Here is a 23,877-nt window from a genome sequence, read left to right as displayed (position 1 = left end):
CTAATTCGATCTGTGATTACAAGTTACCAGGGTAAACGTTATGAGTGAAACCAACCGTCGTGAGTTAATCCGCATTGCCGACGATATGAACGGCACTTCTAACGAAGAGACACGCCAATTCATTTCGCGCATTGTCAGCGACCTGACAAATCTGAAACCTTCGATTGCCTTTGTCGGGCAGATCAAGGCCGGCAAATCCCGTCTGATCAACGGCTTCACGGGGCAGGCCGAATACCTGCCATCGGACGTGAACCCGTGGACGACGGTTATTACCGATATGCATTTCGGCCACCCCTCGGGGCGCACTTCAGGGGCCGAATTTCACTTTTTCGACAATCGCCAATGGCAAGCGCTGATCGCCGAAGGCGAAGAGCTGCGCAACATGTTCCCCGATGACGAGGACAGCTATAAGCGCGAAATGATCGAAGAGCAGGTCGAGGCGATGAAGACCCGCGCCAAGCTGCGTCTGGGTGAAAGCTATAAGCATCTGCTGGGTCAGCATCACGATCTGGATGAACTGAACACGGACGATTTGGCGCGCTATGTCTGTGCCGGGGATGATCCGACCGAAGAAGGTGAATACGATCCGGGATCAGATCGCGGTCTTTACAGCGACATCACGCGCAAGGCCGAGGTTTATTTCGACATCGGCCACTTCCCGTACCCGCTGACGGTGACGGATACACCCGGTGTCAACGACCCGCTTTTGATCCGCGAGGAAATCTCGCGTCAGTATCTCAAGGAATCCGATTTCTTTGTCGTGGTTCTGTCCGCACATCAGGCCTTGTCACGTGCTGATCTAAAACTGTTCCGCCTGATGCAGGCGCTGGAACTGGGTCAGATCGTTGTCTTCATCAACCGTGTCGATGAACTGGGGGGCGGTGCCGAAGATGCGGGCAAGGTACACGCCGACGTGATGGATGGCCTAGAAAAGGCGCTTGGGAACTCGGATATCGACGTGCTGATGGGCAGCGCACAATGGGCGCACTATGCGTTGACCGGGGACGAAACCGGCATTGACCATGATGAGGTCCTGGCCTGGCTGCGCGCGCATCCAGAACAGATGAAGCAATATCTGGACGGTGTCGAAGAAATCAAACGCGGCTCGGGCCCGATCAGCCGCGAAGGTGTCTTGCGGTTCGCTGCCATGATCGCCTCGGGCCTGCCTGACCTGCGCCGTCACGTGACCAGCGCCCTGACCGAGGGTCCCCGCAATGAACAGCTGCGGATGGCGTGGCAGCATCTCAACAGTTTTGCCCAGGGCGAACTTGAACGCAGCAAGGCCCATCTACGCGCTATCGAGGAAGAGAGCATTCCAGCCCTTGAAAGTGGCGACGAGAACAGCAAAACACTGGCCGACCTGCGCATGCTTGTCACACAGAAGACGTCGGAAATTGTCAATGATATGGACGATGTTCTGGCCAACCTGCGCGGCGTTATGGATGACACCGTGGCCGAGGCAGTCTCGGCCGTAGTACGTGGACCAAACGGGGATTCTCCCCTGCTTGCAAAGGGTGGAGATACCGAGCTGAACTTTTCACCGTTGCGCGACCGCATGCGCGAACTGGTTCAGGGGGCCACACAAGTGGTGCGTCAGCGGATGCTGAGCGAGCTGTACTCGATCGACATGCAAAGCAATGCCGCTCTGCGCGCCCTGCCCGGCTGGCAGGACCCTAGTGACAATCGGATGAACACCAGTGCCGTTCGTTGGTTCCGCCCGGATACCACGGCCTTGACCCGTGGCATTACAGTTGAACTACGGGTCAGCTGGCTGTCACGGTTGATTTCGCGCAAAAGCGTTGTCGCGCGTGCCGAACGCATGATCGTCCAGGAATTTGAGATTATCGGAGATGATCTTGTCGACACCGCCCGCAGCGATTTGATGGAACGTCTGAACACCGTTCTGGATCACTATCTGGCCTTGTTGGCCGGACATCTTGAAAACCGGATGGGAAGCGGCGAGACCAATGAACGTGCAGAAGCGCAAACGGCCCTTGATCAGGCACAACGCATAGCGGCAGAGTTGAGCGCCATATTCGGTGCAGATGACGTAGACAAGTTACTAGCAGAGGCTGCGGAATGATCGAATTTCCCGGAACCGAACAGGAAGTAAGACAGCTTGAACGCTTTCTGACCGCGACCGAAAACCTGCCATCGGATGAAGGCCTGGGCGATATGCGCGACCGCGCGCTGGCCCATGCCGAGCGGCTGTCGAATGCGGTCAATATCGGTTTCGCCGGGGAATTCGGGGCCGGCAAATCCAGCCTTGCCAACATGCTGGCCGGCGCCGATATCCTGCCAACAGGACCGCAGCATCTGAAATTGCCACTGGTGATCGTGGCCTATTCCGAAACTCCGGAAACCACTGTGGGCTGGTGGGATCGTGAACCTAAGATCTATTCCGGCATCGCACTGGAAAAAGCCGCAGCGGATGAGCCTGATTTCATTTCGGTTGGGCTGAACACCCCTGCCCTAAAGGAAATCTCTTTGTTCGATCTGCCAGGAACCGGCGCGCTGGATGATAATTACAAAGAGACGCTCGATCTGCTGAAATATGTCGATTGCGCGATCTGGTGCACCAACGGAACCAATGCCTGGCGCGAGACTGAACGGCATCTGTGGGTACAGACCCCGAAAGAGCTGCGTGAAAATAGTTTGTTGGCCGTCACCCATGCCGATCTGCCACATGTCAGCGGGTCGTTGGATCGGGTTCTGTCGCGACTCAACAAGGAAAAGGGCGATTTGTTCCGCTCGGTCATCCCAATTGGCACTCCGGTTGCCGTTCGTGCCATGGCGCAGGAGCCCGAGCCAGATTTCGCATTGTGGGAAACCTGTGGTGGTCAGGATCTGGCCGAGCAGGTTTTGGAGATCGCATCCGCCCGTCGTCTGGCAGACCTTGAAGCCGCACAGACAGATCTGAAACAGGATTTCCTGCCCTACCTGGAAACGCTGGACATTCCTGAAGCCGAGACGCAGCACACAGAAGCTGCTTCTATGCATGCCACTTTGGAATCTGCGCTTCCGCCGCTTGAGAATCCGATTCTCGAGGATTGGTTGGCCGCGATTGCCAGCATCTATGAAGACCTCCGCGAGGCATCAGCTATCGAACCCGCTGCCTTTCTGAATTCGTGTCAGGAAATCGTCGAAGATTTTGCCGAGCGTCTTGAGCAAGGGGGCGAGATTGATCCCGCCGCTGACTGGATTCCAGGCGAGTTCGAAAAGGCCACCGACCTGCTGCTGTTGCTGCAATTTGAAAGCGGTGACGCCCCATTGAAAGACGCGATCAGCATTCTTGCGCAGCTCAGCGATAACCTAGCCTGGGCGGGCAGTCGGGTGGATTCCGCACAGTCAAAAACCGGAACTTGATAACCTCTCGTTAAAATTGAATCGCCAGATAGCGATTCGGAAGCCCTGGAATCGGACCTAAAACTATTTGAGTCCGTTGCCCAAGCGGAGACAAACAACCAATCAGCCTGCATTTTGTGCAGGTTGTTTTTCAATATATAGATGTTACATCTCCAAAAACACTATATGTTGTCTGTACGGTAAAACGATCCATAGTGAAGCCATCAGGCGGCCCCAATAAAGTCAAATTTGAAACGTCTAACCGTCTTAAGTGTCCTGCGGTTGTGTTTGGTTGTGAGTTCGGGGGCGATTTTCCCCAGTTAAGTTAGCCGCAAAACGATCAGAACGGGCGGAAAGAAATGAGCCACAACCAGGCTGTCGGTGCATCGCACGACGAACCGAAAATTGAAGGACTTCAACCCGGCGCAAAATTGTTGCGCGGTCAGTATGAAATCCTGCGTTTCCTTAGCAATGGCGGCTTCGGGATCACCTATCTGGCCCGCGACAGCCTTGAACGCGACGTGGTGATCAAAGAATGCTATCCGAGCGCTTTGTGTCACCGCAACGGCGATACTGTCGAACCCGCCAATCCCGACCACAAAGACGATCTGCGCGCCATCATTGACCTGTTCATCCAAGAGGCCCGGAACCACGCTCGTCTGGTGCATCCCAATATTGTCAACGTCCATCAGGTTTTTGAGGACAATAACACAGCTTATATCGCGATGGATTTCATCAAGGGATGCGATCTGCTGGATTATGTCGAAAACACCGACAACAAGGCCGGTCCGGATTTCATCGTACAGGTGACCGAAAAGATGCTGTCAGCGGTGTCTTTCATCCATCAAAGCGGCATGCTGCACCGCGACATCTCGCCCGACAACATCCTGATTGACGAGAACGGCGATCCGGTTCTGATCGACTTTGGGGCCGCCCGTGAGCAAGCGGCACAACAGTCGGCGGCTCTGTTGACCCTACGGGTGATCAAAGACGGGTATTCGCCGCATGAATTCTATGTACGCGGTGCCGATCAAGGGCCCAGCAGTGATCTCTATGTTCTGGCTGCCACGCTGTACCACGCCATCAGCGGTGAGCGTCCGATTGACGGCCAGACCCGTCTAAACGCTTTCAACAGTGGCCAGGATGATCCGTACTCTGCGTTGACCGGTCGCTTTAAGGGGTATCCTGAAGGGTTCCTTGAAGCGATCGACAAGGCGATGGAGGTACACGCCACCGACCGTCTGCAAAGCGCTTTGGACTGGCTGCGTATGTTCCGCGGCCCTGGCGTTATGTTTGATACGTTCGACTATCGCCCGGTCTCGGTCATCGTTGCCATGGATCGCAAGGATGAAGAGGTCGAAAAAGCCCGGATCAAAGCCGAAAGCGAAAACGCCGAGGCTGTCGTCACGGCCCTGCTTGCTGGCAACACGGATCTTACCCTGGGCAACGAAGAAAAGGACGGTGATGGGCTCGCCAAGTTCACGCCCAAGGAAGAAACGGCCGTCGCTGTAGATACCGTGGTCAAAAGCGGATCGGGTGGCAGTGGCAAACTGGTTGCGGGCATTGCCGTTGTTGTGGCCGGTCTGGCCGCTGGCGGCTATTTCCTGACATCCGGCGACAAAACAGAACCGGTGCAGGGCACCGCAGCTGTGACCGAGACATCTGTAGAAACCGCATTGGCAGAGCCACAAGACACAAACGAAACGGCAGCACCTATCGAGCAAGTTGCCGAAACCAAGGCACCTGTTGAACAGAGTGCTGAAATCGAACCCCCTGTCGAGCCGGTTGCTGACACAAAAGCCCCGGCCGATCAGGCAGCGGAGGCTGATACCGTGCCGGAACAAATCGACCCGGCACCCGTCACGGCAGAACCCACTCAGGCGCTTGTCGAGCAGACACAAGCCCCCTCGGCTGAAACAGAAGAGGCGCAAGCCCAGACAGCCGAATCCACACCCGCGCCCGCCGCGACGGGAACTCCGGCAGAGGCCCAAGTTGCCTTCTCACACTGGGATGTAGAGATTCCGTTCCAGACATCGCGGCGTCGCGCATCCACCGGCAACATCATCGCCGTGACCGGCGTCGATCCGGCGCAAGACATGTCGGTGGTCGGTGAATGGGTTCAACGCGGCGCTGCAATCTACACCCTGAACGGTAAGCCTATTCGCGAGAATGCAAGCTTCGCCGCGCAGGTGCTGGATGAACTGTCCGTTGATCCCGATGGATATATCCGGGTGACCGCGCGTTATCGCACGCTGGGCAATACTCTGGCTCAGAACGGGTTGCTGGCCCTACCCGCCATTCGCATGGTCGGATTGGAAAACGGGTATGGATTTAACGTGCGCAATGAAAACGGTCAGGGATGGAAGACGGTTGTCACCACGGTTCCAACTGACGCGGCAGGAAATCTTCGGAAAGGGGATGTTCTGGTTTCGGAAGCACCGACCACCGCTGTCCTGAATGAACGGGAAAGTCTGGATACCCTGTTGAGAACCCTTGTTTCAGACAATCAATCTCAGGCGCGCCTGACCGTATTGCGCAACGGTACCGAGGTAGATGCCGTGATGCAGCTAGCGCAGGAGTAATCTGACCGGTTCGAAAGTGATCTACCGCTATGTGAAAGCTGAGGGTGGCGCCCGGAAATCCGCCACCCTGACGGGAACCGGCCCGTCGCGGTAGGAAAAAGTTGGTTTGATTTCCGTTTTGTAAGTGCCGTTGTGCCGTTGCGCGCAGAGGCGAGTAGTAGCCCCCGCAGGATGACAATCCTGTGTCAGAAAGCAAAGGTTCGACACCATGTTCAAATATAAAAGCCCTCTCAGCCGGCTTCTAGAAGGTGCCGGCAAATCTAAAGAAACCGAAGCCGAAACAGAAGTTGAAATTAAGGAAGTCGCAGCGCCCGAAGCTGAAAAGCCCCAGCCGATCGCGGATTTTAACGCACTGCGCAATGCTCTGGCCGGTGGCAATATATCGTCGGAAACCTATGAAGACACGGACGAACTGATCCCCGAAAAGGACATGCCCGAGTTTTCTGAGGAGCAGGATGAGACTGCTGAAGAAGACATCGCCGTACCCGAAGTTGTCGAAGAGACGCAGGACAACATCTTTGAAACGCCTGAAGAGCACTCAAAAATCGAAGAGCCGGTTGTAACTCTGCATATTGCCACCGAAGAAGAGATTGCCGCGGAAGAAGCTGTGCAGGCCGAGGCTCCGCAGGAAGAATCCATTATCGAGGTTGTTGTCGAAACGCTCGAGACCGCTCAGCCCGAAGCGGAGGAACCCGCTCAGCCCGAGCCGGTCGCTGAAATCACACCCGAGCCCGAAGTCTCAGCTGAACCTGTGCAACCGGTGCCAACACCAACCCCCGAGGATCGCCGTGGCCGCGTCAAAACCACGTTCCTTGGCTTTGAACGCGCTGATACGCATGTTCAGGACATGATCGAAAGCGCCGATCCGATCGCCAAAACAGAGACCGCGCAGGAAACCTTCCCCGTGGGTTGGCTGGTTGTAACCACTGGGCCGGGACGCGGATCGTGCATCACTCTGACCGAAGGTCTGATGCAAATTGGCCGCAACGACGATCAGGCCATTCAGCTGGACTTTGGCGACACCGGTATTTCGCGCAGCAACCACGCGGTGATCGCCTATGACCCCGAAGATCGCAAATGCTATCTGGGTCATGGCGGCAAAGCCAATCTGGTTCGTTTGAACGGCAAACCCGTGCTCAGCACCGTGGCGCTGTCCAGTGGTGACCTGATCCGCATTAGCGAAACCTCAATCCGGTTTGCCGCCTTCTGCGATGACGGCTTTGACTGGCGGGATGCCTGATTGATGCTGGCGCAACCTGCATATGACATTGCACTGATTCTGGATCAGGGTCAGCGCGGCTCGCAGGAAGACGCGGTTGCGGCGCGCATGTTCGATGCCGCCAATGCCGGCTATGTTGTCGTTGCTGACGGTATGGGCGGGCACGCTGCGGGCGAGGTCGCGTCAGAGCTGGTGATCGCCGCGTGGCGCGAAGCGTTGGATGCTGAACTTGAAGGTTCTCCCCCGACCGAACGCGCAGTAATCGATGCATTGCCTATGGCTGCTATGCAGGCCAATGCCGCCATCGCCGCTCATTGCGAGGAAAAAGGTGATGATTTCAACATGGGGTCGACCTTGTTGGGGGTGTTGTTGCTGGGTCAGCGCGTGTTCTGGATTTCGATCGGTGACAGCCCGTTGTACCTGTTCCGCGACGGGGTCTTGCGCCAGATCAACGAAGATCATTCCATGGCTCCGGTTATAGACGCGCAAGTGGCTCAAGGTTCTCTGACCGAGGCCGAAGCGCAGGGTCATCCGGACCGCAATCAACTGACATCGGTCATCATGGGGGCCGCAATCCCCAAAGTCGATTGCCCTGAAGAGCCGCTGCAACTGACTGCTGCGGATGTGCTGATCTTAGGCAGTGACGGGCTACAATTTCTCAGCGACACAGAAATCCAAACCATTGTGCAGGCGAACGCACAGGGTTGGGCTCAAGACATCGCAGATGCGTTGTGGCATGCCCTGCAAACCAAGGGCGACCCCGATCAGGACAATGCCGCAATCGGTGTTGTGAGACTAACAAGAAACTAACCAAGGCAAAGCGACAGGATCCATGAAACCTCATCTATTCATATCGAGCCTGGCACTGGCTGCCGCGGCCGGAGCCGCCTCGGCGCAAGAGGCGTGCTCGACCTACGAAATCCAGCGCGGCGATAGCCTGCGCGAGTTGACGATCGAAGTTTATTCGACCGAAGATTTCCGTATCATCTTTGACGCCAACCGCGATGTGATCGGCAATAACCCGAATATCATCCGCGTGGGCGACGTACTGACCTTACCCTGCTTGGAAGAGATTGGGCGGGCGCCGGATGTCCCTCAGACGGAGGCCGAGGCTATGGCAGCCGAAATGGCTGCTGAACTGGTTGCAGCCGCCGAAAAACGTGCGGCCAAAGCCATTGCTGACGCTGAGGCCCGCGTTGCCGAAGCCGAAGCCAAGAAGGCAAGCGAGGACGCGGTGGTTGCGGCCAAAGCTGCGGCCCGTGATGAAATCGAAGCCGCCCGTGCCGAAGGGGCCGCGTTGATCCGAAACGCGGATGGCGGCGAGCGCCCCGGCATCCGGGATCGCCAATTGCTGCTGATCACCGGTGGCAATTACGCACCTTTCACCGATGAGGCCCTTCCCCATCGCGGCCTCTATACCAACTTGGTGGAGACCGCGATGCTGCGGGCCGCGCCCGAGCAGGCCTACAAGATCCAATTTGTCAACGACTGGTCCTCGCATCTGGATCTGCTGATGCCGACGCTGGCTTTTGACGGTACCTTCCCCTGGTCGCGCCCCAATTGTGAAGCGCCCGAGGCGCTGTCTGAAAAGGACCGCGCAAGGTGCGAAACTTACAACTTCTCGAACCCGTTCTATGAGGTTGTGGACACCTTCTTTGCCCGCGAAGGCTCGGGCTATGAACAGACTCTGACCTATGCCGATTTTGCAGGCACCACGATCTGCCGGCCCGAGGGCTGGTCGCTGTCGCACATGGATGCGGTGGGCCTGTATGAACCGGCAATCACTCTGCTGCGCCCGGTGTCACCCGATGACTGTTTTCACGCAGTTATGGACGGCACCGCTGATATCGTCGCAATTGAGGCCCACCTGGCCGTCGGAGCCATCAGCCGCTTGGGCTATGAGCATCGCATTCTCGAAAACCCCAACCTGGCCGCGATCAAGTCGCTTAACGTCATGACCCACAAAGATAATCCTGATGGGGAAGCAATCCTTGAGACGCTCAACCAGGGTCTGGCGATCATGCAGCAATCTGGCGAATGGCGTGACATCGTGTCGGACGCCCTGCGTCATCAAATGGAAAATGGCTGAGGCCCAATCGGCCTAACAACAAAAAAGTCTGGAGGAAGTGGACATGTTTGAATTCAACCTGAAGAAAGTCGCGCTATCGGCCACCGCCGTCACCGCGCTGAGCGCCGGAGCCGCCGCCGCACAGGAAGCCTGCACCAATTATACTGTCGAAGATGGTGACACGATGGCAACCATCGCCATCGCAGCCTATGGCACCTCGAACTATCAACCGATCTTTAACGCAAACCGTAACCTGATCACGAACCCGAACGCCCTGGAACCTGGTCTTGTTCTTGCGTTGCCTTGTGAGGACGGTAGCCTGCCAAACGGTCAGTCGGCTCAAGATGTCATTGCCGCCGAGGAGCAGCGCGCGGCAAGCGTCAAACGTTCGAATGTCTATGCTCCACCGATCAAGATGGTTGCGGGCAATGGATGGGAGCCGTTCACTACTGAAGCCCTGAATGGTGGTGGCATCATGACCCGTCTTGCAACAACCAGCCTGCAGCGCGCGGGCAACCAACGCGAATATTCGGTCAGCTTTGTCGATGACTGGAGCTCGCATCTGGATACCCTGCTGCCACTTGGCGCGTTCGACATTTCAATCGCGTGGACGGTTCCGGACTGCACAAACCGAACCTATGAATGGTCAAAAGAAACAGAAGCACGTTGCACGCAGTTCGTCGCATCGGTTCCTGTCTATGACATCGTTGGAGGTTTTTTCACACTGCCGGAAAGCGATTATGCCAGCGCGACATCTTTCAAGGACCTTGAAGGCTCGACCGTCTGCCGCATGGCGGGCTGGAGCATGGTGGTTCTGGAAGAACAAGGATTGAACCGCGACAACACAAACGTGGTCCAACCCAATTCAGCTCGTGAGTGCCTTGATGCCGTATTGACCGGTACTGCGGATGTTGCTGCGTTCGAAGTTGATCTGTTCGCGTCGACGATGAAAGACATGGGCCTGACCTCGTCTGACATTGTTGAAAACCCATATGTATCCACCTTATCGTCGATGAGCTTCCTGGCGCACCGCACCAACCCGTTTGCACGCGAATACATAGCAATGATGAACAAAGGGCTGATCGAGATGCGTGAATCCGGCGAATGGTATGCGATCATCTCGGATACCCTACGCGAGCAGAACGAAAAGCTGAACGCAGCGTCGAACTGATCCTTCGGGCATATGAAAATCTTAGGGCTGGTCTTAGGATCGGCCCTTTTGACGGGTTTCTTGTGCTGAATTCCAAGGGTAATTTTGAGAGTTCAAAGCGCCAAGGGGCATAAATACGGGAAACCCCTAATACCCTGATAATTTCAGGGTGATACTTTACAACTAACTATACCGGTGAGGCGTAGCCTCCCCACTCACTCAAAAAAGGGCCGACTTTGGGGGTTGGCCCTTTTTTCTTTTCATAGCTTTGTTTTAAAGCGAAAAAGCCACGTCAGGTGACGTGGCTTTCTATATTCAGCCGATGATCGCATTCAGGGTCGCGCTGGGGCGCATCACAGCGGCAGCCTTCGCCGGGTCGGTGTGGTAGTACCCACCAAGATCTGCAGGCGCACCTTGCGCTGCGGCCAGTTCGCCCAGAATCTGATCTTCCTTATCGGCCAGCTCTTTGGCGATTGGCGCGAATTCAGCCGCCAAATCGGCATCGTAGGACTGAGCGGCCAGAGCCTCGGCCCAGTAGCGTGCAAACCAATAGTGACTGTCACGGTTGTCGGGCTGGCCAACCTTGCGGCTGGGCGATTTGTTGTTGTCCAGAATACCCTGCGTCGCGGCCTCGGCCGCAGCACCCAGAACGCCGGCCTTCGAGTTGCCCTTGCTGTCGGCCAGGAAGTTCAGTGATTCACCCAACGCACAGAACTCACCCATCGAGTCCCAACGCAGGTGGCTTTCTTCAACCAGCTGCTGCACGTGTTTCGGGGCCGAGCCACCAGCACCTGTTTCAAACAGACCGCCACCATTCATCAGCTTGACGATGGACAGCATTTTGGCCGAAGTACCCAATTCCAGGATCGGGAACAGGTCAGTCAGGTAATCACGCAGCACGTTACCTGTGATGGCAATCGAATCCTTGCCAGCGGTAATCGTCTGCAAACTTTGCTGGGTAGCTTCGCGCGGGGCCATGATCAGGAACTTGCCGGCCACGCCAGCAGCCTCAAGCGCCGGTTTGACATATTTGATCAGCTCGGCATCGTGGGCGCGGTTTGCGTCCAGCCAGAAGATTGCCTCGGACCCGGTCAGACGCTGACGGTCCAAAGCCAGCTGAATCCAGTTCTCGATCGGAGCTTTCTTCACGGTGCAGGAGCGCCAGATATCGCCCTTTTCAACGTCATGCGAATGCAGGGTCTCGCCATTGGCCGCGACAATGCGGATCACACCGTCAGCAGGCGCTTCGAACGTGGTCGGGTGCGAGCCGTACTCTTCCGCTTTTTGCGCCATCAGGCCAACGTTGGCGACAGCACCGGCTGTGGCTGGGTTCAGCGCGCCATTGGCTTTGAAGAAGTTGATGGCCTCGTCGTAGACGCCGGCATAACAACGGTCAGGGATCAAACAATTGGTGTCGCCTTTGGCGCCGGTCTCATCCCAGCCCTTACCACCAGCACGGATCACGGCGGGCATCGAGGCGTCGATGATCACGTCTGATGGAACGTGCAGGTTGGTGATACCCCTGTCACTGTCGACCATATACATAGACGGGCGGTCACCTTTCAGGGCGTCGATGGCTGCCACGATTTCGGCGTTACCTTTGACGCGGTCCAGCAGATCACCCAGGCCCGAGTTCGGGTTCACACCCAGCGCATCCAGTTCCGCGCCATATTTCTCGAACACCGGGGCCAGCCAGGCTTTGACGGCATAGCCAAAGATGATCGGGTCCGACACTTTCATCATAGTCGCTTTCATATGAAGCGAGAACATGGTGCCGTCTTTCTTGGTGTCTTCGATGGCCTCGGCCAGAAAGGCGGACAAAGCTTTGACCGACATAAAGGTCGCGTCTGCCACGGTGCCCTCGGTCAACGGCCAGCTGTCTTTCAGAACGGTGACGTTGCCATCTTTGCCGACGAACTCGATCTTTGCGTCGCCTGCCTGCGCCGCAGAGATGGTGACCGATTTCTCGTTGGCATAGAAATCATTGCCAGACATCGACGACACTTTGGTCTTACTGTCGGTGGCCCATTCACCCATCGAATGCGGATTTTTCTGAGCGTAATTCTTGACCGCCTTTGCGGCGCGACGATCACTGTTGCCTTCGCGCAAAACCGGGTTCACGGCCGAACCCTTGATGGCGTCATATCGCGCCCGGATCGCCTTTTCCTCGTCGGTCGCGGGCTCTTCGGGGTAGTTCGGGATATCATAGCCCTGCGATTGCAGTTCTTCGATAGCCGCCACCAACTGCGGGACCGAGGCCGAGATGTTCGGCAGCTTGATTACGTTGGCCTCGGGCGTCTTCACCAACTCACCCAGCGCGGCCAGATCGTCGGTGACGCGCTGTTCGTCGGTCAGGTTTTCGGGGAAAGTAGCTAGAATACGGCCTGCCAGCGAAATGTCCTTGGTACCGACACTGACACCCGCTGCCGCGGTGAATTTGCGAATGATGGGCAGGAAGGACGCGCTGGCCAGTTCGGGCGCTTCGTCTACAATGGTATACAATATATCGAAGTTCGATTTTTCTGCCATATTCTTTTACCTTTTTAAAGCCTTTCGGGGCGTGCGATCCAAGAGTAGCGCCACATCTGTGTGGCTTGATAAGGGGCGCGGATATCCTACCGCCCCAATGGTGACTCTGATTTGACAGGCCCTCCCTTAAATCAGGTTGGCCTTGGGATCAATCGTCTAGTAGGCGCGCAAATTGACACGGGGTTGAGAAAGTCTGTGAGTGCTGAAGCATTCAGCAATTAAACTCTTCCTTGCTAAATCTCATCTCAGCCTTGCGATGTTGTGTCCACGGAGCGAAACCTGAGAGGCAGCAGCATTTTTCCGGCATTTAAAATGTAATTTGAAATCACTTTACGGAGATGCTCAGACGATCCGTCATACGCTTGGCGTGGAACCGATATTCCTTTCTTGCTGAAGGAATCTAATACCTCTTCTCGCCCTTTGGATCCAAATTCTGACAGAGCATTTTCAATCTCTGGCACCGCCAAATCCGGTCGTCCCATAACTGCGTAGAGATGGCCGCGGAGCATCATTTCTTCTTCGTTTCTCCACAAATACCATTCGATGGCATTGTAGAACCACCGCTTTAGGAAAATGCCTTTCTTTGTGTCATCACCTTCATTCTGGTGTGCAGCAAGCTTCTGAACGTATTCTATCCCCTTCTGTTCGTTACCAATCTCAAGGTGCCCGCGAGCCTGTAACGACAGCACCACCCCGGTGTCGGACGTCAAACGATCAATTTCTGACACAGCTGCCAACACGCTAGGGCGATCACCGGTATAACTAAGGTGATATTCTACAAGTAATTCATAGATCCAAACCTGTTCTGGCCAGCGCGCTGACGCCTGATCCAAAAAAGTCTTAACCCAATTTTTCCGTTTTCTTGATTTAGCATATAGGCAATTGCATAACCGCTTTTTCGGCTATCAGGCTTAACATCAAGCACTCGTTCATATCCCTGAACGGCTTCAGCAAATCTTCCCTGTTTTTCATCAATTTCCGACTTTCCAAGCAACGCATTCGTGTTGTTCGGGTCTATCAACTGTGATTTAGCGTAATCGGCAACAGCCGCTTCGCTGTTTCCCTGAATGTCCAGAGCCAAAGCACGTCTCAGAAACGTGGTCGCATCGTCAGAGCGCAATACCAATCCCTGATTATAGTCTGATATGGCGTCTTCATACTGCCAATTACAGTAGTGGGCCCATCCCCGCGCTTTCAGAATCTCATTTCTCAGAGCCACATTGGTCATCTCTCCCTCAATCAACGTCGTGCAAGCCTCGACAACAGTAGCTGTTCCACCTTTGTTGCCCAGACATTATGCAGTCAGCCTTGTGTGTTTTGCCTCCGATTTGGACGGTGAATTAAACGACAGCAGCAATGTGGCAATCACAACGATCAGGGCGGAAAGGCGTATCTGCATCAAAGTTCCTTTGGGTCGGAAGGGCTCACCTTTAGGTGGTGATCCCTAATCCATTCTCAAGAGGAACCTGCAATCAACCAGTTGTAAGTGAAAAATAAAAAGCACATACGCAATCGTTATGATTGAATTAAACGCCCCACGTGTCACTCAGCCGATACCCGCCGGGCCAGGGGTCGTCTGGGTCCAGCATGTGCTGGTGGATACCAGTCATCCAACCACGCCCGCTGATCTCGGGCGTGATGGCCGGGCGGTCGCCGACGCGGGTTTCTTCGACGATCCGACCGGTAAAGCGAGAGCCGATGATCGAGATCGCCTCGAAAGTTTGCCCGACCGCCATCTGCCCCTTGGCCGCCATCAACGCCATGCGCGCCGAGACTGCGGTACCGGTGGGTGACCGGTCGACCTTGCCCGGCTGGATGGCCACGGCGGATTTACCGGTTAGACCGGTCTCGGTGGCCTCAAGCGGGCCGCAAAAGGCGCAGAATGAGATGTGGTTCCAATTCGGGTTCTGAGGATGGGCAAAGCCAAGCTGTTCGTTGGCAGCATTCGTGATGGCCACCCCCATGCGCGCAATGTCTCGCGCTTTAGTTTCAACGATCTCGATTCCAAGCGCGGCGGCGTCGGCCACCACAAAACTGTCGCCGCCATAGGCCGTGTCCACGGTCAAAGTACCGACACCGGGAACCTCCAACGGCACCGCAATTTTATCGGCGAAGCTGGGCAGGTTCTGCACATGGATACGCTCGGCCTTGCCATTTCGGCATTCGGCGCGGACGCGCACCAGACCGCCCGGCGCCTCAAGCGTCATCCGGGTTTCGGGTTCCTGCATCGGGATGATCCCGCCGTCCAGTAGAACAGTAGACACGCAGATTGAGTTCGATCCGGACATGGGGGGCGTGTCTTCAGGCTCCATGATGATAAAGGCGGCGTCTGCTTCGGGATGCTTGGGCGGCACCAGCAGATTGACATGGCGGAATACGCCGCCACGGGGTTCGTTCAGTACGAAATTGCGCAGGGTCTGATCGCGAGCGATGAATGCGCGCTGATCCCAAAGGGTCTCGCCGGGCGGTGGTTGGACGCCGCCGACAATAACATCCCCCACCTCACCTTCTGCGTGGGCCGAGATCACGTGGACGGTTTTGATACTGCGCATGTCTTGTCCTTAAAACCGAGTAGCAGAGAATGGAGTAAGGGAAATCTGAGGGGGCAGCCCGTCAATCAAAGCACCAACCAGTTCAGCAGTTCCAGCCGATTGCGTCAGACCCAGATGGCCATGTCCAAAAGCATAGATGACGTCCGGCGCGTTCGGCGAGGCGCCGATCACAGGCAGACTGTCTGGCAAAGATGGGCGGAACCCCATCCACTGCGTCCCCCCTTCGGTGTTCAATCCCGGCAGAAATTGCACCGCTTTCTTCAGCAGCGCATCGGCCCGTTTGTAGTTCGGCGGCAGGGACAAGCCGCCCAACTCGACCGCTCCACCGATCCGCACGCCGCCATTGATCCGGGTGGCCACAAATCCGTGGCCCGAGAATGTCAGAGGCATGCGCAGATCAAACGCGCCTGCGGGAAAGGTGGTGTTGTAACCACGCTCGGTCTCTAACGGGATGTGATCACCCAAGGTGCGGGCAAGGTGATGCGACCACGCACCTGCGCACAAAACCACTTTGTCCGCGTTGATTTCCCCGTCCGCAATTGTGATCTGAACGCCGCCCTCAGCCGACGTCAGTGCAAGCGTGTCTTGAGTTTCAACCCGCCCACCCCGATCACGAAAGTTCTGGGCCAGATATTCGACCCATTTCCTTGGGTCGACGGTGTTCATCCAGTTCGGCGTGAACCCTGCATGTGTAAAACGGGGGCTCAGGCCGGGTTGTTTTTCAGCGATAGCCGCGCGGCTTTCCAGTAGTTCGAACTCGATCCCATGTTGCCGCCGCAACTCCCATGCGGGCAGGCTGGCGCGGAACTCTGCTTGGCTTTCGTATAGCTGCATCTGCCCGTCGCGCTGCATCATGGGTTCACCGTCAACATCGGCAATCAGGCGGGTCAACGCGGCGGCAGCATGTTCCATCAGGCTGGCTTGAGCACCCAGATGGTTTTGATACGACCCCGGACGGCTTGCCCGCCAGAACCGAAATATCCACGGCGCGATCTTCAGGGCATAACTGGGCGGGATGGACAGCGGCCCCAGCGGATCCAGCAACCATTTCGGAGCCTTCCTCATTATGCCGGGGGTCGCCAGAGGCTCGACTTCAGAAAAGGCAAATGCCCCAGCATTCCCAGCCGAGGCCTGCGCAGCGACACCTTCTCGGTCCAGAACCAGAACGGAATGACCCCGGCGTTGCAACTCCAACGCTGTTGTGATGCCGATCACTCCAGCGCCAATCACAACGACCTGGCGGGTCATAGGTTGATACCCGTCTTAAAGGGGTCCTTTTCATCAAAGATCAGCGTCGCCTTGGCCATGACATGGGCCTGCCCGGTAATCGACGGGATGACGCCCCCGTTCACCCCGGGCTGATAGGACAGGCGATAGGCGCTGCCGATGACGCTGTGTTGCACGATCTCTTCGCCGGGTTTTAGCGCTCCATCGGCGGCCAGGCAGGCCAACCACGCAGAACAACCGGTGCCGCAGGGGGACCGGTCGTAGTTGTCATCCGGGCACAGTACAAAGTTGCGGTTGTAGGCGTCTGGTTTGGCTGAGGCACCCTGAAAGATTACGTGGTCTATCGGTTCGCCCCGTTCTCCGCCAATCCCCTGCGTGATTGAGGCTTTTCGGATCGCGACCGTCATATCGGATAGTTCACGGATATTGTCGGTTACAACTGGTATCGGACTGGGATCGACGATGAAGAACCAGTTGCCACCATATGCTACATCCCCTGTCACCGCGCCATAGCCTGGTACGTCCAGCGTCACGCCATGATGAACGCGTCGGCTTTCGATATTCATGACAGTGACAGTGTTGGCGTCGTGCAACTCAACCGTCACGACCCCGGCAGGTGTTTCGATCCGATGTTGCCCTGCTCCGATCCGCCCCAGATGCGCCAGCGTGACGGTCAACCCGATAGTGCCGTGGCCGCACATTCCCAGAACGGCATCAACGTCGAAAAAGATCACGCCGGTGACGCAGGTAGGGTCAACCGGTTCAACTAGAAACGCGCCAACCATGGCCGGCTGGCCACGAGGTTCCAACATGATCGACCGGTAGAACGTCTCATGGTGTGTCGCCAACCGATGAGCGCGATCGGCCAACGGACCGGACCCCAGATCGGGGGCGCCGCTTAGGATGACCCGTGTCGGCTCACCCCCGGTGTGGCTGTCGATTACATGCATTCAGCGATTACTCCGCCCTGTTTGGACCAGTCGGCGAACCATGAGCGGAACAGGTCGTATTGCTGTTCGCAATAGTTGCGCTGTGCATCGGTCAGCTCGTCCGTTTCGTTGAAGTGCAGACGGTATTCCTGCTCTCCGTTCAGAACCAGAAGGTGCTTGTAATACAGCACCAGATCTGGGCCCTCGTCAAAGCTGGACAGCACGTGGATCGCTTCGGTCAGCTCCTGCCCCCGCTGTCGGGCTTCGGCGTGGCCCTGAGCCGCCTTTTTGGATAACGCGGCCAGCAACAGCGCCTCTCGCGGCAACGCGGTGCCGATCCCGGTGATCGAGCCGGTTGCGCCGCAATTGACGAAGCCGTGGTATACCTCGGTATCGACGCCCACCATCAAAGTAATCTGATCGTCATGGCTGGTGATGTTTTCTGCGGCATAGCGTAGATCATCTTTGCCGCCGAATTCCTTGAAGCCGATAAGGTTGGGGTGCTCGGCGCGCAGAGCAAAGAACAGATCAGCGCGCGTGGCAAAACCATAATATGGGCTGTTGTAGATGATCGCTGGAACATCTGGCGCAGCAGCCAAGATCGCCTTGAAATGGTTCCTTTGCGCGGTCGGAGAGCTACCCCGCGACAACACACGCGGGATCACCATCAGGCCAACGGCGCCTACCTTCTGCGCATGGGCGGCATGGGCCACTGCGGATTTTGTATTGATGGCTCCGGTCCCGACCACAACGGGCAACCCTGCGTCGACCAGCCGTTCGACACCTTCCATCCGCTGCGCGTCGGTCAGCAGCGGCCAATCCCCCATAGAGCCACAATAGACCACCGCCGACATACCTGCGTCGATCATCTGTTTTCCTTTACGCACCAGCGCGTCAAAATCAGGCGTACGATCGGCCTTACAAGGGGTCATAAGCGCAGGCATGGTGCCGGTGAAAACATTGGTCGACATCGGAGCTATCCTTCCAGAATGCAGCATAGGAACGGGCGGGAAACCTTTTCGACTCGCCATAACGGATATTGGATACAAAATCCAGAAGAATTGCCACTGCAAAAAACACGCTGGATCGGAGGGATCGGCGCGTTTTGCTTCACTCAGGATTTTGTAGTTACCGGAACCGTTGGCCGGTTTCAGGATCAAACAGCATGGCGCGGTCTGAACGTACGGTGATGCCGATACGTTCCCTTTGCTTGCTGCGCTGGTCATCACGCTCTTCAACAATCAGCTTGTCGCCATTTGGGGTCAGAAGATAGGAATAGCTTACCCCGCCAAGTGCCTCGGTCAGATCCACGGTGCAGGTATCACCCGCACGATCAACCTCGATATGTTCAGGGCGAATGCCCAGCGTCACCTTCTTCAGACCCGCAGGCACAGTGGCCGTCACGTCCAAAGGCGCCCCAAGCGCCGGGTGCGAGACTTGGCCATCCGCAAAGTCGCACTCCAGAAAATTCATCGCCGGCGACCCGATGAAGCCCGCCACAAAGCGATTATCCGGATCGCGATATAGGTCCATTGGCGCACCGACCTGTTCAATCCGGCCATCGCGCAGCACTACGATCTTGTCGGCCATTGTCATCGCCTCGACCTGATCATGGGTCACGTAGATCATTGTCGCACCAATCTCATTGTGCAGCCGCGCGATTTCGACCCGCATCTCGACGCGCAACTCCGCATCGAGGTTAGACAGAGGTTCGTCGAACAGAAACACCTCAGGGCCCCGCACAATGGCGCGGCCAATGGCAACACGCTGACGCTGACCGCCAGACAGAGCTTTGGGCTTGCGCTTGAGGTACTGATCCAGTTTCAGAATATTCGATGCCTGCTGCACTTTCTGGTCGATCTCGGGCTTGGGAACACCGTTCATTCGCAGGCCAAAGCCCATATTCTCGGCCACGGTCATGTGCGGATACAAAGCATAGGTCTGGAACACCATCGCCACGCCCCGCTTGGCCGGATCCATATGGGTCACATCGCGCATCCCAATATGAATTTGCCCTTTGGTGGTATCTTCAAGCCCCGCAATCATCCGCAGCAAAGTAGATTTACCACACCCCGAGGGACCAACGAACACGCAGAACTCGCCATCCTCGATTTCCAGATCAATGCCGTGAATAACCTGCGTCTCACCATACCGTTTGATTGCCTGGTTCAGAGTCACACCCGTCATGTCGCTTGTATCCTGTCTTTGTCGGCGTTGAGGCGGGTCTCGGGGAACCGCCAGGTCTGCGCTTCGGTTCCGATCTGGTCAGCCACACGGCGAACACGAGGAACCCAGGTTTCCAATTGTTGAAAATTCATCCGCTCGGTCGATCCGGTGACCGAAATCGCACCCAGCATCCGCCCGCCCGACGTCAGAATCGGGCAAGCTATACAGATGATGCCGGGCTCGTGCTCTTCATCGTCGATGGCATAGCCCCGGCTGCGGATCAGATCGAGATCAGCGCGCAGGGCCGCCTCGGAGGTTAGTGTTTTGTCAGTGAACTTATGATAGCTCTGCTGAGACACGGCACGGTCCAGCGCAGTCTCATCCAGATAAGCCATCATCGCTTTGCCAACGCCGGTGCAATAGGCCGGGCCGACCTTGCCTGCCTGGGAATACATCTCGACCGGCTGCGCAGCGTTGCGCTTGTCGACATAAAGCACCTGGCTTGCATCCAACTGCGCCAGATGCACCGTTTCCCCGGTTTCTGCGCTTAGCGCATCCAGAAACGGCCGCGCAATCGGCGCGAGTGAGCTTTGCGTCCACGCCGCATGCGCCAACCTGACCAATCGCAGACCAGGAGTATAAGTCTGCCGGTCAGGGTCGTATGACAGCATGCCTTGATTGGTCAGCGTCTGCAGAAAACGGTACAGCGTCGCCTTGGGGAAATCGCTGCTCTCTAACAGTTCCGCAAATCGGACCGGACGCGCAAAAGCCGCCACCTGATCCAGCACATCACATGCTTTTCCAATTGTTCCGTCACCTGCCACGGGCGTCTGTTCTCCTCCCATTGACCCATCGCCAACTGCACGAGGGTCTTGACAAGACTAACCGAGTCGATGTGTAGTTTTCAATATATAAAACACAGTTTCATTATTTGGAACTTAAAGTGGAAGCTAAGGGAGGAAACCATGCATTCCATGTTCAAACGCACCGCGGTGGCGTTGGCGGCCAGTGTGGCACTTGCTGCGCCTGTTGCAGCCGAACTGTCCGGCGAACTGAGAATCTTCCTCGATACATCGAACCCGGCGCCCCGCGCGACGATGGAGGAGATGATCGACCGGTTCGCGGAGCAGCATCCGGGACTGACAATTGAAACCACGGTGATCGACCGCGAGGCGTATAAGACGCAGATCCGCAACTTCCTGACGGCGGACACGCCGGACGTTGCAACTTGGTATGCGGCCAACCGAATGAAGCCCTATGTCGAGGCCGGTCTTTTCGAGGATGTGTCTGACCTGTGGGCTGAACCCGCAATTGCGGATAATCTCGCCTCGACCAAAGGCGCGATGACCATCGACGGCAAGCAATGGGGCGTGCCCTATACCTATTATCAATGGGGCGTTTACTACCGCAAAGACATCTTTGACGAGCTGGGTCTGACCGAGCCGACCACTTGGGAAGAAGAGCTGGTCAACTGCCAGAAGATCGTCGATTCCGGCCGCGCGTGCTATACTATCGGCACCAAGTTCCTCTGGACTGCCGGTGGCTGGTTCGACTACCTGAATATGCGCACCAACGGGTTCGACTTCCACAACCAACTCGCCAATGGCGAAATCAGCTGGGAAGACGACCGGGTCAAGCAGACCTTCGCCAACTGGAAACAGCTGATCGACATGGGCGCGTTTATCGACAATCATCAGACGTATAGCTGGCAAGAAGCCCTGCCCTTCATGGTCAATGGCGAAGCCGCCGCGTATCTGATGGGCAACTTCGCCGTCGCTCCGCTACGCGAGGCAGGTTTGACCGATGATCAACTGGACTTTTATCAGTTTGTCGCGATCAACCCGGATGTTGAGCTGGCCGAGGATGCACCTACCGACACGTTCCACATCCCTGCCAACGCGTCGAACAAGGAAGCCGCGCGCGAATTCCTGCGTTTCGTTGTCTCGGCAGATGAGCAAACCGAAATCAACAACGGCGCAAATCTGGGCCAACTGCCGGTGAACGCACAATCGGCGGTGGATGATGACAAGTTCCTGCAACAGGGCTTTACCATGCTGTCATCGAACAGCCCCGGCGGCGTGGCCCAGTTCTGGGACCGGGACGCTCCGGCTGAAATGGCCAAAGTGTCGATGGAAGGCTTCCAGGAGTTCATGGTCAAGCCGGACAATGCTGATCGTATTCTGGCGAAGCTGGAACGCGCACGTCAGCGTATCTACGATCAGTAACTGGCGGTTTGGGCCGGGCAAAACCCCGGCCCTACCCGATCTCGAAAATAAGGCGGGATCTAGCCCGCCAGCACCTCAACCGGAACGACACCATGACCCCTGCCGCAGATATGGAACAGGAAAGCTGGTTCCACAAAAACCAACAACGCATCGCACCATGGCTGTTTCTGGCTCCTGGTCTGCTGTTCTTTATGGTCTATGTGATCATTCCAGTGTTCCAATCCTTCAACCTGTCCCTATACGAATGGGACGGGCTTGGCGCGGCAGAATATGTCGGGTTCCGCAATTACGAGGACCTGTATTGGGAATGGGTCGACCGGGATGCCTTCTATACCTCGCTGAAAAACAACTTGATCTGGCTTATCCTCTACCTGGCCGCGATCCCGGCAGGTTTGTTCATAGCGCTGTTCCTAAACCAGACGGTCTGGGGCATCCGCCTGTACAAATCACTGTTCTTCTTCCCCTTCGTTATATCTCAGGTCGTTGTCGGCCTTGTTTTCACTTGGTTCTATGACCCGACATTCGGCCTGCTCAACGAATTCCTCGGTCTGTTCGGCCTCGGTCCGCTGAATGTGCTGGGGGATGAACGCTTTGTCACCTATGGCATCATCTTTGCCGGCCTCTGGCCGCAAACGGCCTATTGCATGATCCTCTACCTGACCGGCCTGAACGCAGTGGACCCCGAACAGATTGAGGCCGGGCGTCTGGACGGCGCCAAGGGCCTGCGCATGCTGTGGCATATCATTCTGCCGCAACTGCGCCCCGCCACGTTCATCGCCTTTGTCGTGACCATCATCGGTGCGCTGCGGTCATTCGACCTGATTTCGATCATGACGCAAGGCGGCCCTTTCGGATCATCCCGCGTGCTGGCCTACTACATGTTCGAGGTCGCCTTGTCCGAATACGGCTTCCGCATGGGGTATGGTGCCGCCATCGCAGTGATCCTGTTCCTGATCATGCTGTGTTTCATCGCCTATTTCCTGTGGTCGATGTACCGCGAAGAAAAGGGGCACTAAGATGTTTCCGAAACCCATCGAAAAACAATCCCGCACGGCGCAGATCAGCTATCAGGCCATGCTGCCTCTGGCTTTGCTTCTGTGGCTGGGACCGCTTCTGGCCGTTGCTCTGTTCTCGGTCAAACCGGCTGCCGATTTTACTAATGCGAACTATTGGGGCATGCCGTCCAGCTTTGAAGGCGCGTTCAACTACGGGCAGGTGTTCTTTAATTCAGACATGCCACGGTATCTGCTGAACTCGTTCCTGATCACTATCCCAACGGTGATCGGAGCCGTGGCGCTAAGCTGTATGACCGGCTTTGCGCTGGGGATATACAAGTTCCGTTCGAACATCTGGATTTTCTTTATGTTTGTGGCGGGCAATTTCGTGCCCTTCCAGATCCTGATGGTTCCGGTCCGCGACTTGACCCTGCAATTGGGTCTGTACAACACCAAAACCGGGCTCGTTCTGTTCCACATCGCCTTCCAGACCGGGTTCTGCACCCTGTTCATGCGCAATTTTATCCGCGCGCTGCCGTTTGAACTGATCGAGGCTGCCCGAGTCGAGGGCATCAGCGAATGGCGCATCTTTTGGTACGTAGTCTTGCCACTGATGAAGCCAGCCATCGCCGCGCTCAGCGTGCTGATCTTCACCTTCATCTGGAACGATTATTTCTGGGCCGTTGTCCTGACCCAAGGGGCCGAAAGTCAACCAGTCACTGCGGGTATCACCAGCTTTAACGCGCAATTCCGCGCCGCCTATCAGTTGATGAGCGCCGGCTCTATCGTGGCAGCCTTGCCGCCGGTGGCCATGTTCTTCCTGATGCAGAAACACTTCATCGCGGGCCTGACCCTCGGTGCCGTCAAATAGCTTCGAACCGGAGTTCGCC

The 23,877-nt window shown here is 56.5% G+C and carries 19 protein-coding genes; 10 read left to right on the top strand and 9 right to left on the bottom strand.

Annotated features, from left to right (window positions below):
• Nucleotides 1–40 precede the first annotated feature (40 nt).
• The 7 genes from RUE5091_RS09985 to RUE5091_RS09955 all read left to right on the top strand — a co-directional run bounded on the left by RUE5091_RS09985 (nucleotide 41) and on the right by RUE5091_RS09955 (nucleotide 10,385).
• Nucleotides 41–2,083: a dynamin family protein gene (locus RUE5091_RS09985; protein ID WP_058281744.1), complete on the top strand. Its 2,043-nt coding sequence runs from the start codon at nucleotides 41–43 to the stop codon at nucleotides 2,081–2,083.
• Nucleotides 2,080–3,366, top strand: a complete 1,287-nt coding sequence (locus tag RUE5091_RS09980) for a dynamin family protein (RefSeq protein WP_058281743.1) — start codon at nucleotides 2,080–2,082, stop codon at nucleotides 3,364–3,366. The genes RUE5091_RS09985 and RUE5091_RS09980 overlap by 4 nt, the downstream gene beginning before the upstream one ends.
• A gap of 338 nt (nucleotides 3,367–3,704) precedes the next feature.
• Nucleotides 3,705–5,927, top strand: a complete 2,223-nt coding sequence (locus tag RUE5091_RS09975) for a serine/threonine protein kinase (RefSeq protein WP_058281742.1) — start codon at nucleotides 3,705–3,707, stop codon at nucleotides 5,925–5,927.
• Between the two features lie 208 nt (nucleotides 5,928–6,135).
• Entirely contained in the window at nucleotides 6,136–7,167 is a 1,032-nt protein-coding gene (locus RUE5091_RS09970; protein WP_058281741.1) for an FHA domain-containing protein, read from the top strand.
• A 3-nt stretch (nucleotides 7,168–7,170) separates the two neighbouring features.
• Nucleotides 7,171–7,956, top strand: a complete 786-nt coding sequence (locus RUE5091_RS09965; protein ID WP_058281740.1) for a PP2C family protein-serine/threonine phosphatase — start codon at nucleotides 7,171–7,173, stop codon at nucleotides 7,954–7,956.
• Between the two features lie 22 nt (nucleotides 7,957–7,978).
• On the top strand, nucleotides 7,979–9,235 hold the full coding sequence (locus RUE5091_RS09960) for a transporter substrate-binding domain-containing protein (protein ID WP_058281739.1): 1,257 nt from the start codon (nucleotides 7,979–7,981) through the stop codon (nucleotides 9,233–9,235).
• A gap of 43 nt (nucleotides 9,236–9,278) precedes the next feature.
• Nucleotides 9,279–10,385: a transporter substrate-binding domain-containing protein gene (locus RUE5091_RS09955; protein WP_058281738.1), complete on the top strand. Its 1,107-nt coding sequence runs from the start codon at nucleotides 9,279–9,281 to the stop codon at nucleotides 10,383–10,385.
• A gap of 294 nt (nucleotides 10,386–10,679) precedes the next feature.
• Here RUE5091_RS09955 and RUE5091_RS09950 read toward each other — a convergent pair whose 3' ends face one another.
• The 9 genes from RUE5091_RS09950 to RUE5091_RS09910 all read right to left on the bottom strand — a co-directional run bounded on the left by RUE5091_RS09950 (nucleotide 10,680) and on the right by RUE5091_RS09910 (nucleotide 20,591).
• On the bottom strand, nucleotides 10,680–12,893 hold the full coding sequence (locus RUE5091_RS09950) for an NADP-dependent isocitrate dehydrogenase (RefSeq protein ID WP_058281737.1): 2,214 nt from the start codon (nucleotides 12,891–12,893) through the stop codon (nucleotides 10,680–10,682).
• A gap of 245 nt (nucleotides 12,894–13,138) precedes the next feature.
• Complete coding sequence (locus RUE5091_RS09945) at nucleotides 13,139–13,726, bottom strand: hypothetical protein (RefSeq protein WP_131726297.1); 588 nt, start codon at nucleotides 13,724–13,726, stop codon at nucleotides 13,139–13,141.
• Nucleotides 13,669–14,121 (bottom strand): tetratricopeptide repeat protein, encoded by a 453-nt coding sequence (locus RUE5091_RS09940; protein WP_058281735.1) that lies wholly within the window; start codon nucleotides 14,119–14,121, stop codon nucleotides 13,669–13,671. The genes RUE5091_RS09945 and RUE5091_RS09940 overlap by 58 nt, the downstream gene beginning before the upstream one ends.
• Before the next feature lie 298 nt (nucleotides 14,122–14,419).
• Entirely contained in the window at nucleotides 14,420–15,445 is a 1,026-nt protein-coding gene (locus tag RUE5091_RS09935) for a trans-3-hydroxy-L-proline dehydratase (RefSeq protein ID WP_058281734.1), read from the bottom strand.
• A 9-nt stretch (nucleotides 15,446–15,454) separates the two neighbouring features.
• Nucleotides 15,455–16,693 carry an NAD(P)/FAD-dependent oxidoreductase gene (locus RUE5091_RS09930; protein ID WP_058281733.1) on the bottom strand — a complete coding sequence of 413 codons (1,239 nt, stop codon included), beginning with the start codon at nucleotides 16,691–16,693 and terminating at the stop codon, nucleotides 15,455–15,457.
• Nucleotides 16,690–17,622 carry a 4-hydroxyproline epimerase gene (locus RUE5091_RS09925; protein ID WP_058281732.1) on the bottom strand — a complete coding sequence of 311 codons (933 nt, stop codon included), beginning with the start codon at nucleotides 17,620–17,622 and terminating at the stop codon, nucleotides 16,690–16,692. The genes RUE5091_RS09930 and RUE5091_RS09925 overlap by 4 nt, the downstream gene beginning before the upstream one ends.
• Nucleotides 17,613–18,572 (bottom strand): dihydrodipicolinate synthase family protein, encoded by a 960-nt coding sequence (locus RUE5091_RS09920; protein WP_058281731.1) that lies wholly within the window; start codon nucleotides 18,570–18,572, stop codon nucleotides 17,613–17,615. Before RUE5091_RS09920 ends, RUE5091_RS09925 begins: the two co-directional genes overlap by 10 nt.
• 157 nt (nucleotides 18,573–18,729) lie before the next feature.
• Complete coding sequence (locus RUE5091_RS09915; protein ID WP_058281730.1) at nucleotides 18,730–19,788, bottom strand: ABC transporter ATP-binding protein; 1,059 nt, start codon at nucleotides 19,786–19,788, stop codon at nucleotides 18,730–18,732.
• Nucleotides 19,785–20,591 (bottom strand): IclR family transcriptional regulator, encoded by an 807-nt coding sequence (locus RUE5091_RS09910; protein WP_058281791.1) that lies wholly within the window; start codon nucleotides 20,589–20,591, stop codon nucleotides 19,785–19,787. The genes RUE5091_RS09915 and RUE5091_RS09910 overlap by 4 nt, the downstream gene beginning before the upstream one ends.
• 141 nt (nucleotides 20,592–20,732) lie before the next feature.
• On the opposite strand from RUE5091_RS09910, the gene RUE5091_RS09905 reads away from it, so the two are divergent.
• The 3 genes from RUE5091_RS09905 to RUE5091_RS09895 all read left to right on the top strand — a co-directional run bounded on the left by RUE5091_RS09905 (nucleotide 20,733) and on the right by RUE5091_RS09895 (nucleotide 23,858).
• Nucleotides 20,733–21,992, top strand: coding sequence for an ABC transporter substrate-binding protein (locus RUE5091_RS09905; protein WP_058281729.1), 1,260 nt, complete (start codon nucleotides 20,733–20,735; stop codon nucleotides 21,990–21,992).
• A 92-nt stretch (nucleotides 21,993–22,084) separates the two neighbouring features.
• Nucleotides 22,085–23,008, top strand: a complete 924-nt coding sequence (locus RUE5091_RS09900) for a carbohydrate ABC transporter permease (protein WP_058281728.1) — start codon at nucleotides 22,085–22,087, stop codon at nucleotides 23,006–23,008.
• A gap of 1 nt (nucleotide 23,009) precedes the next feature.
• On the top strand, nucleotides 23,010–23,858 hold the full coding sequence (locus tag RUE5091_RS09895; protein WP_058281727.1) for a carbohydrate ABC transporter permease: 849 nt from the start codon (nucleotides 23,010–23,012) through the stop codon (nucleotides 23,856–23,858).
• Nucleotides 23,859–23,877 lie beyond the last annotated feature (19 nt).

It is taken from the genome of Ruegeria denitrificans (assembly GCF_001458295.1).
GTDB lineage: Bacteria > Pseudomonadota > Alphaproteobacteria > Rhodobacterales > Rhodobacteraceae > Ruegeria > Ruegeria denitrificans.
This window is presented reverse-complemented; position numbering and strand designations above follow the sequence as displayed.

Bases quoted from the DNA above. Each gene is read 5' to 3' on its own strand.
- RUE5091_RS09985 (WP_058281744.1), top strand. From the start codon at position 41: ATGAGTGAAACCAACCGTCGTGAGTTAATCCGCATTGCCGACGATATG.
- RUE5091_RS09980 (WP_058281743.1), top strand. From the start codon at position 2,080: ATGATCGAATTTCCCGGAACCGAACAGGAAGTAAGACAGCTTGAACGC.
- RUE5091_RS09975 (WP_058281742.1), top strand. From the start codon at position 3,705: ATGAGCCACAACCAGGCTGTCGGTGCATCGCACGACGAACCGAAAATT.
- RUE5091_RS09970 (WP_058281741.1), top strand. From the start codon at position 6,136: ATGTTCAAATATAAAAGCCCTCTCAGCCGGCTTCTAGAAGGTGCCGGC.
- RUE5091_RS09965 (WP_058281740.1), top strand. From the start codon at position 7,171: ATGCTGGCGCAACCTGCATATGACATTGCACTGATTCTGGATCAGGGT.
- RUE5091_RS09960 (WP_058281739.1), top strand. From the start codon at position 7,979: ATGAAACCTCATCTATTCATATCGAGCCTGGCACTGGCTGCCGCGGCC.
- RUE5091_RS09955 (WP_058281738.1), top strand. From the start codon at position 9,279: ATGTTTGAATTCAACCTGAAGAAAGTCGCGCTATCGGCCACCGCCGTC.
- RUE5091_RS09950 (WP_058281737.1), bottom strand. From the start codon at position 12,893: ATGGCAGAAAAATCGAACTTCGATATATTGTATACCATTGTAGACGAA.
- RUE5091_RS09940 (WP_058281735.1), bottom strand. From the start codon at position 14,121: ATGACCAATGTGGCTCTGAGAAATGAGATTCTGAAAGCGCGGGGATGG.
- RUE5091_RS09935 (WP_058281734.1), bottom strand. From the start codon at position 15,445: ATGCGCAGTATCAAAACCGTCCACGTGATCTCGGCCCACGCAGAAGGT.
- RUE5091_RS09930 (WP_058281733.1), bottom strand. From the start codon at position 16,693: ATGACCCGCCAGGTCGTTGTGATTGGCGCTGGAGTGATCGGCATCACA.
- RUE5091_RS09925 (WP_058281732.1), bottom strand. From the start codon at position 17,622: ATGCATGTAATCGACAGCCACACCGGGGGTGAGCCGACACGGGTCATC.
- RUE5091_RS09920 (WP_058281731.1), bottom strand. From the start codon at position 18,572: ATGTCGACCAATGTTTTCACCGGCACCATGCCTGCGCTTATGACCCCT.
- RUE5091_RS09915 (WP_058281730.1), bottom strand. From the start codon at position 19,788: ATGACGGGTGTGACTCTGAACCAGGCAATCAAACGGTATGGTGAGACG.
- RUE5091_RS09905 (WP_058281729.1), top strand. From the start codon at position 20,733: ATGCATTCCATGTTCAAACGCACCGCGGTGGCGTTGGCGGCCAGTGTG.
- RUE5091_RS09900 (WP_058281728.1), top strand. From the start codon at position 22,085: ATGACCCCTGCCGCAGATATGGAACAGGAAAGCTGGTTCCACAAAAAC.
- RUE5091_RS09895 (WP_058281727.1), top strand. From the start codon at position 23,010: ATGTTTCCGAAACCCATCGAAAAACAATCCCGCACGGCGCAGATCAGC.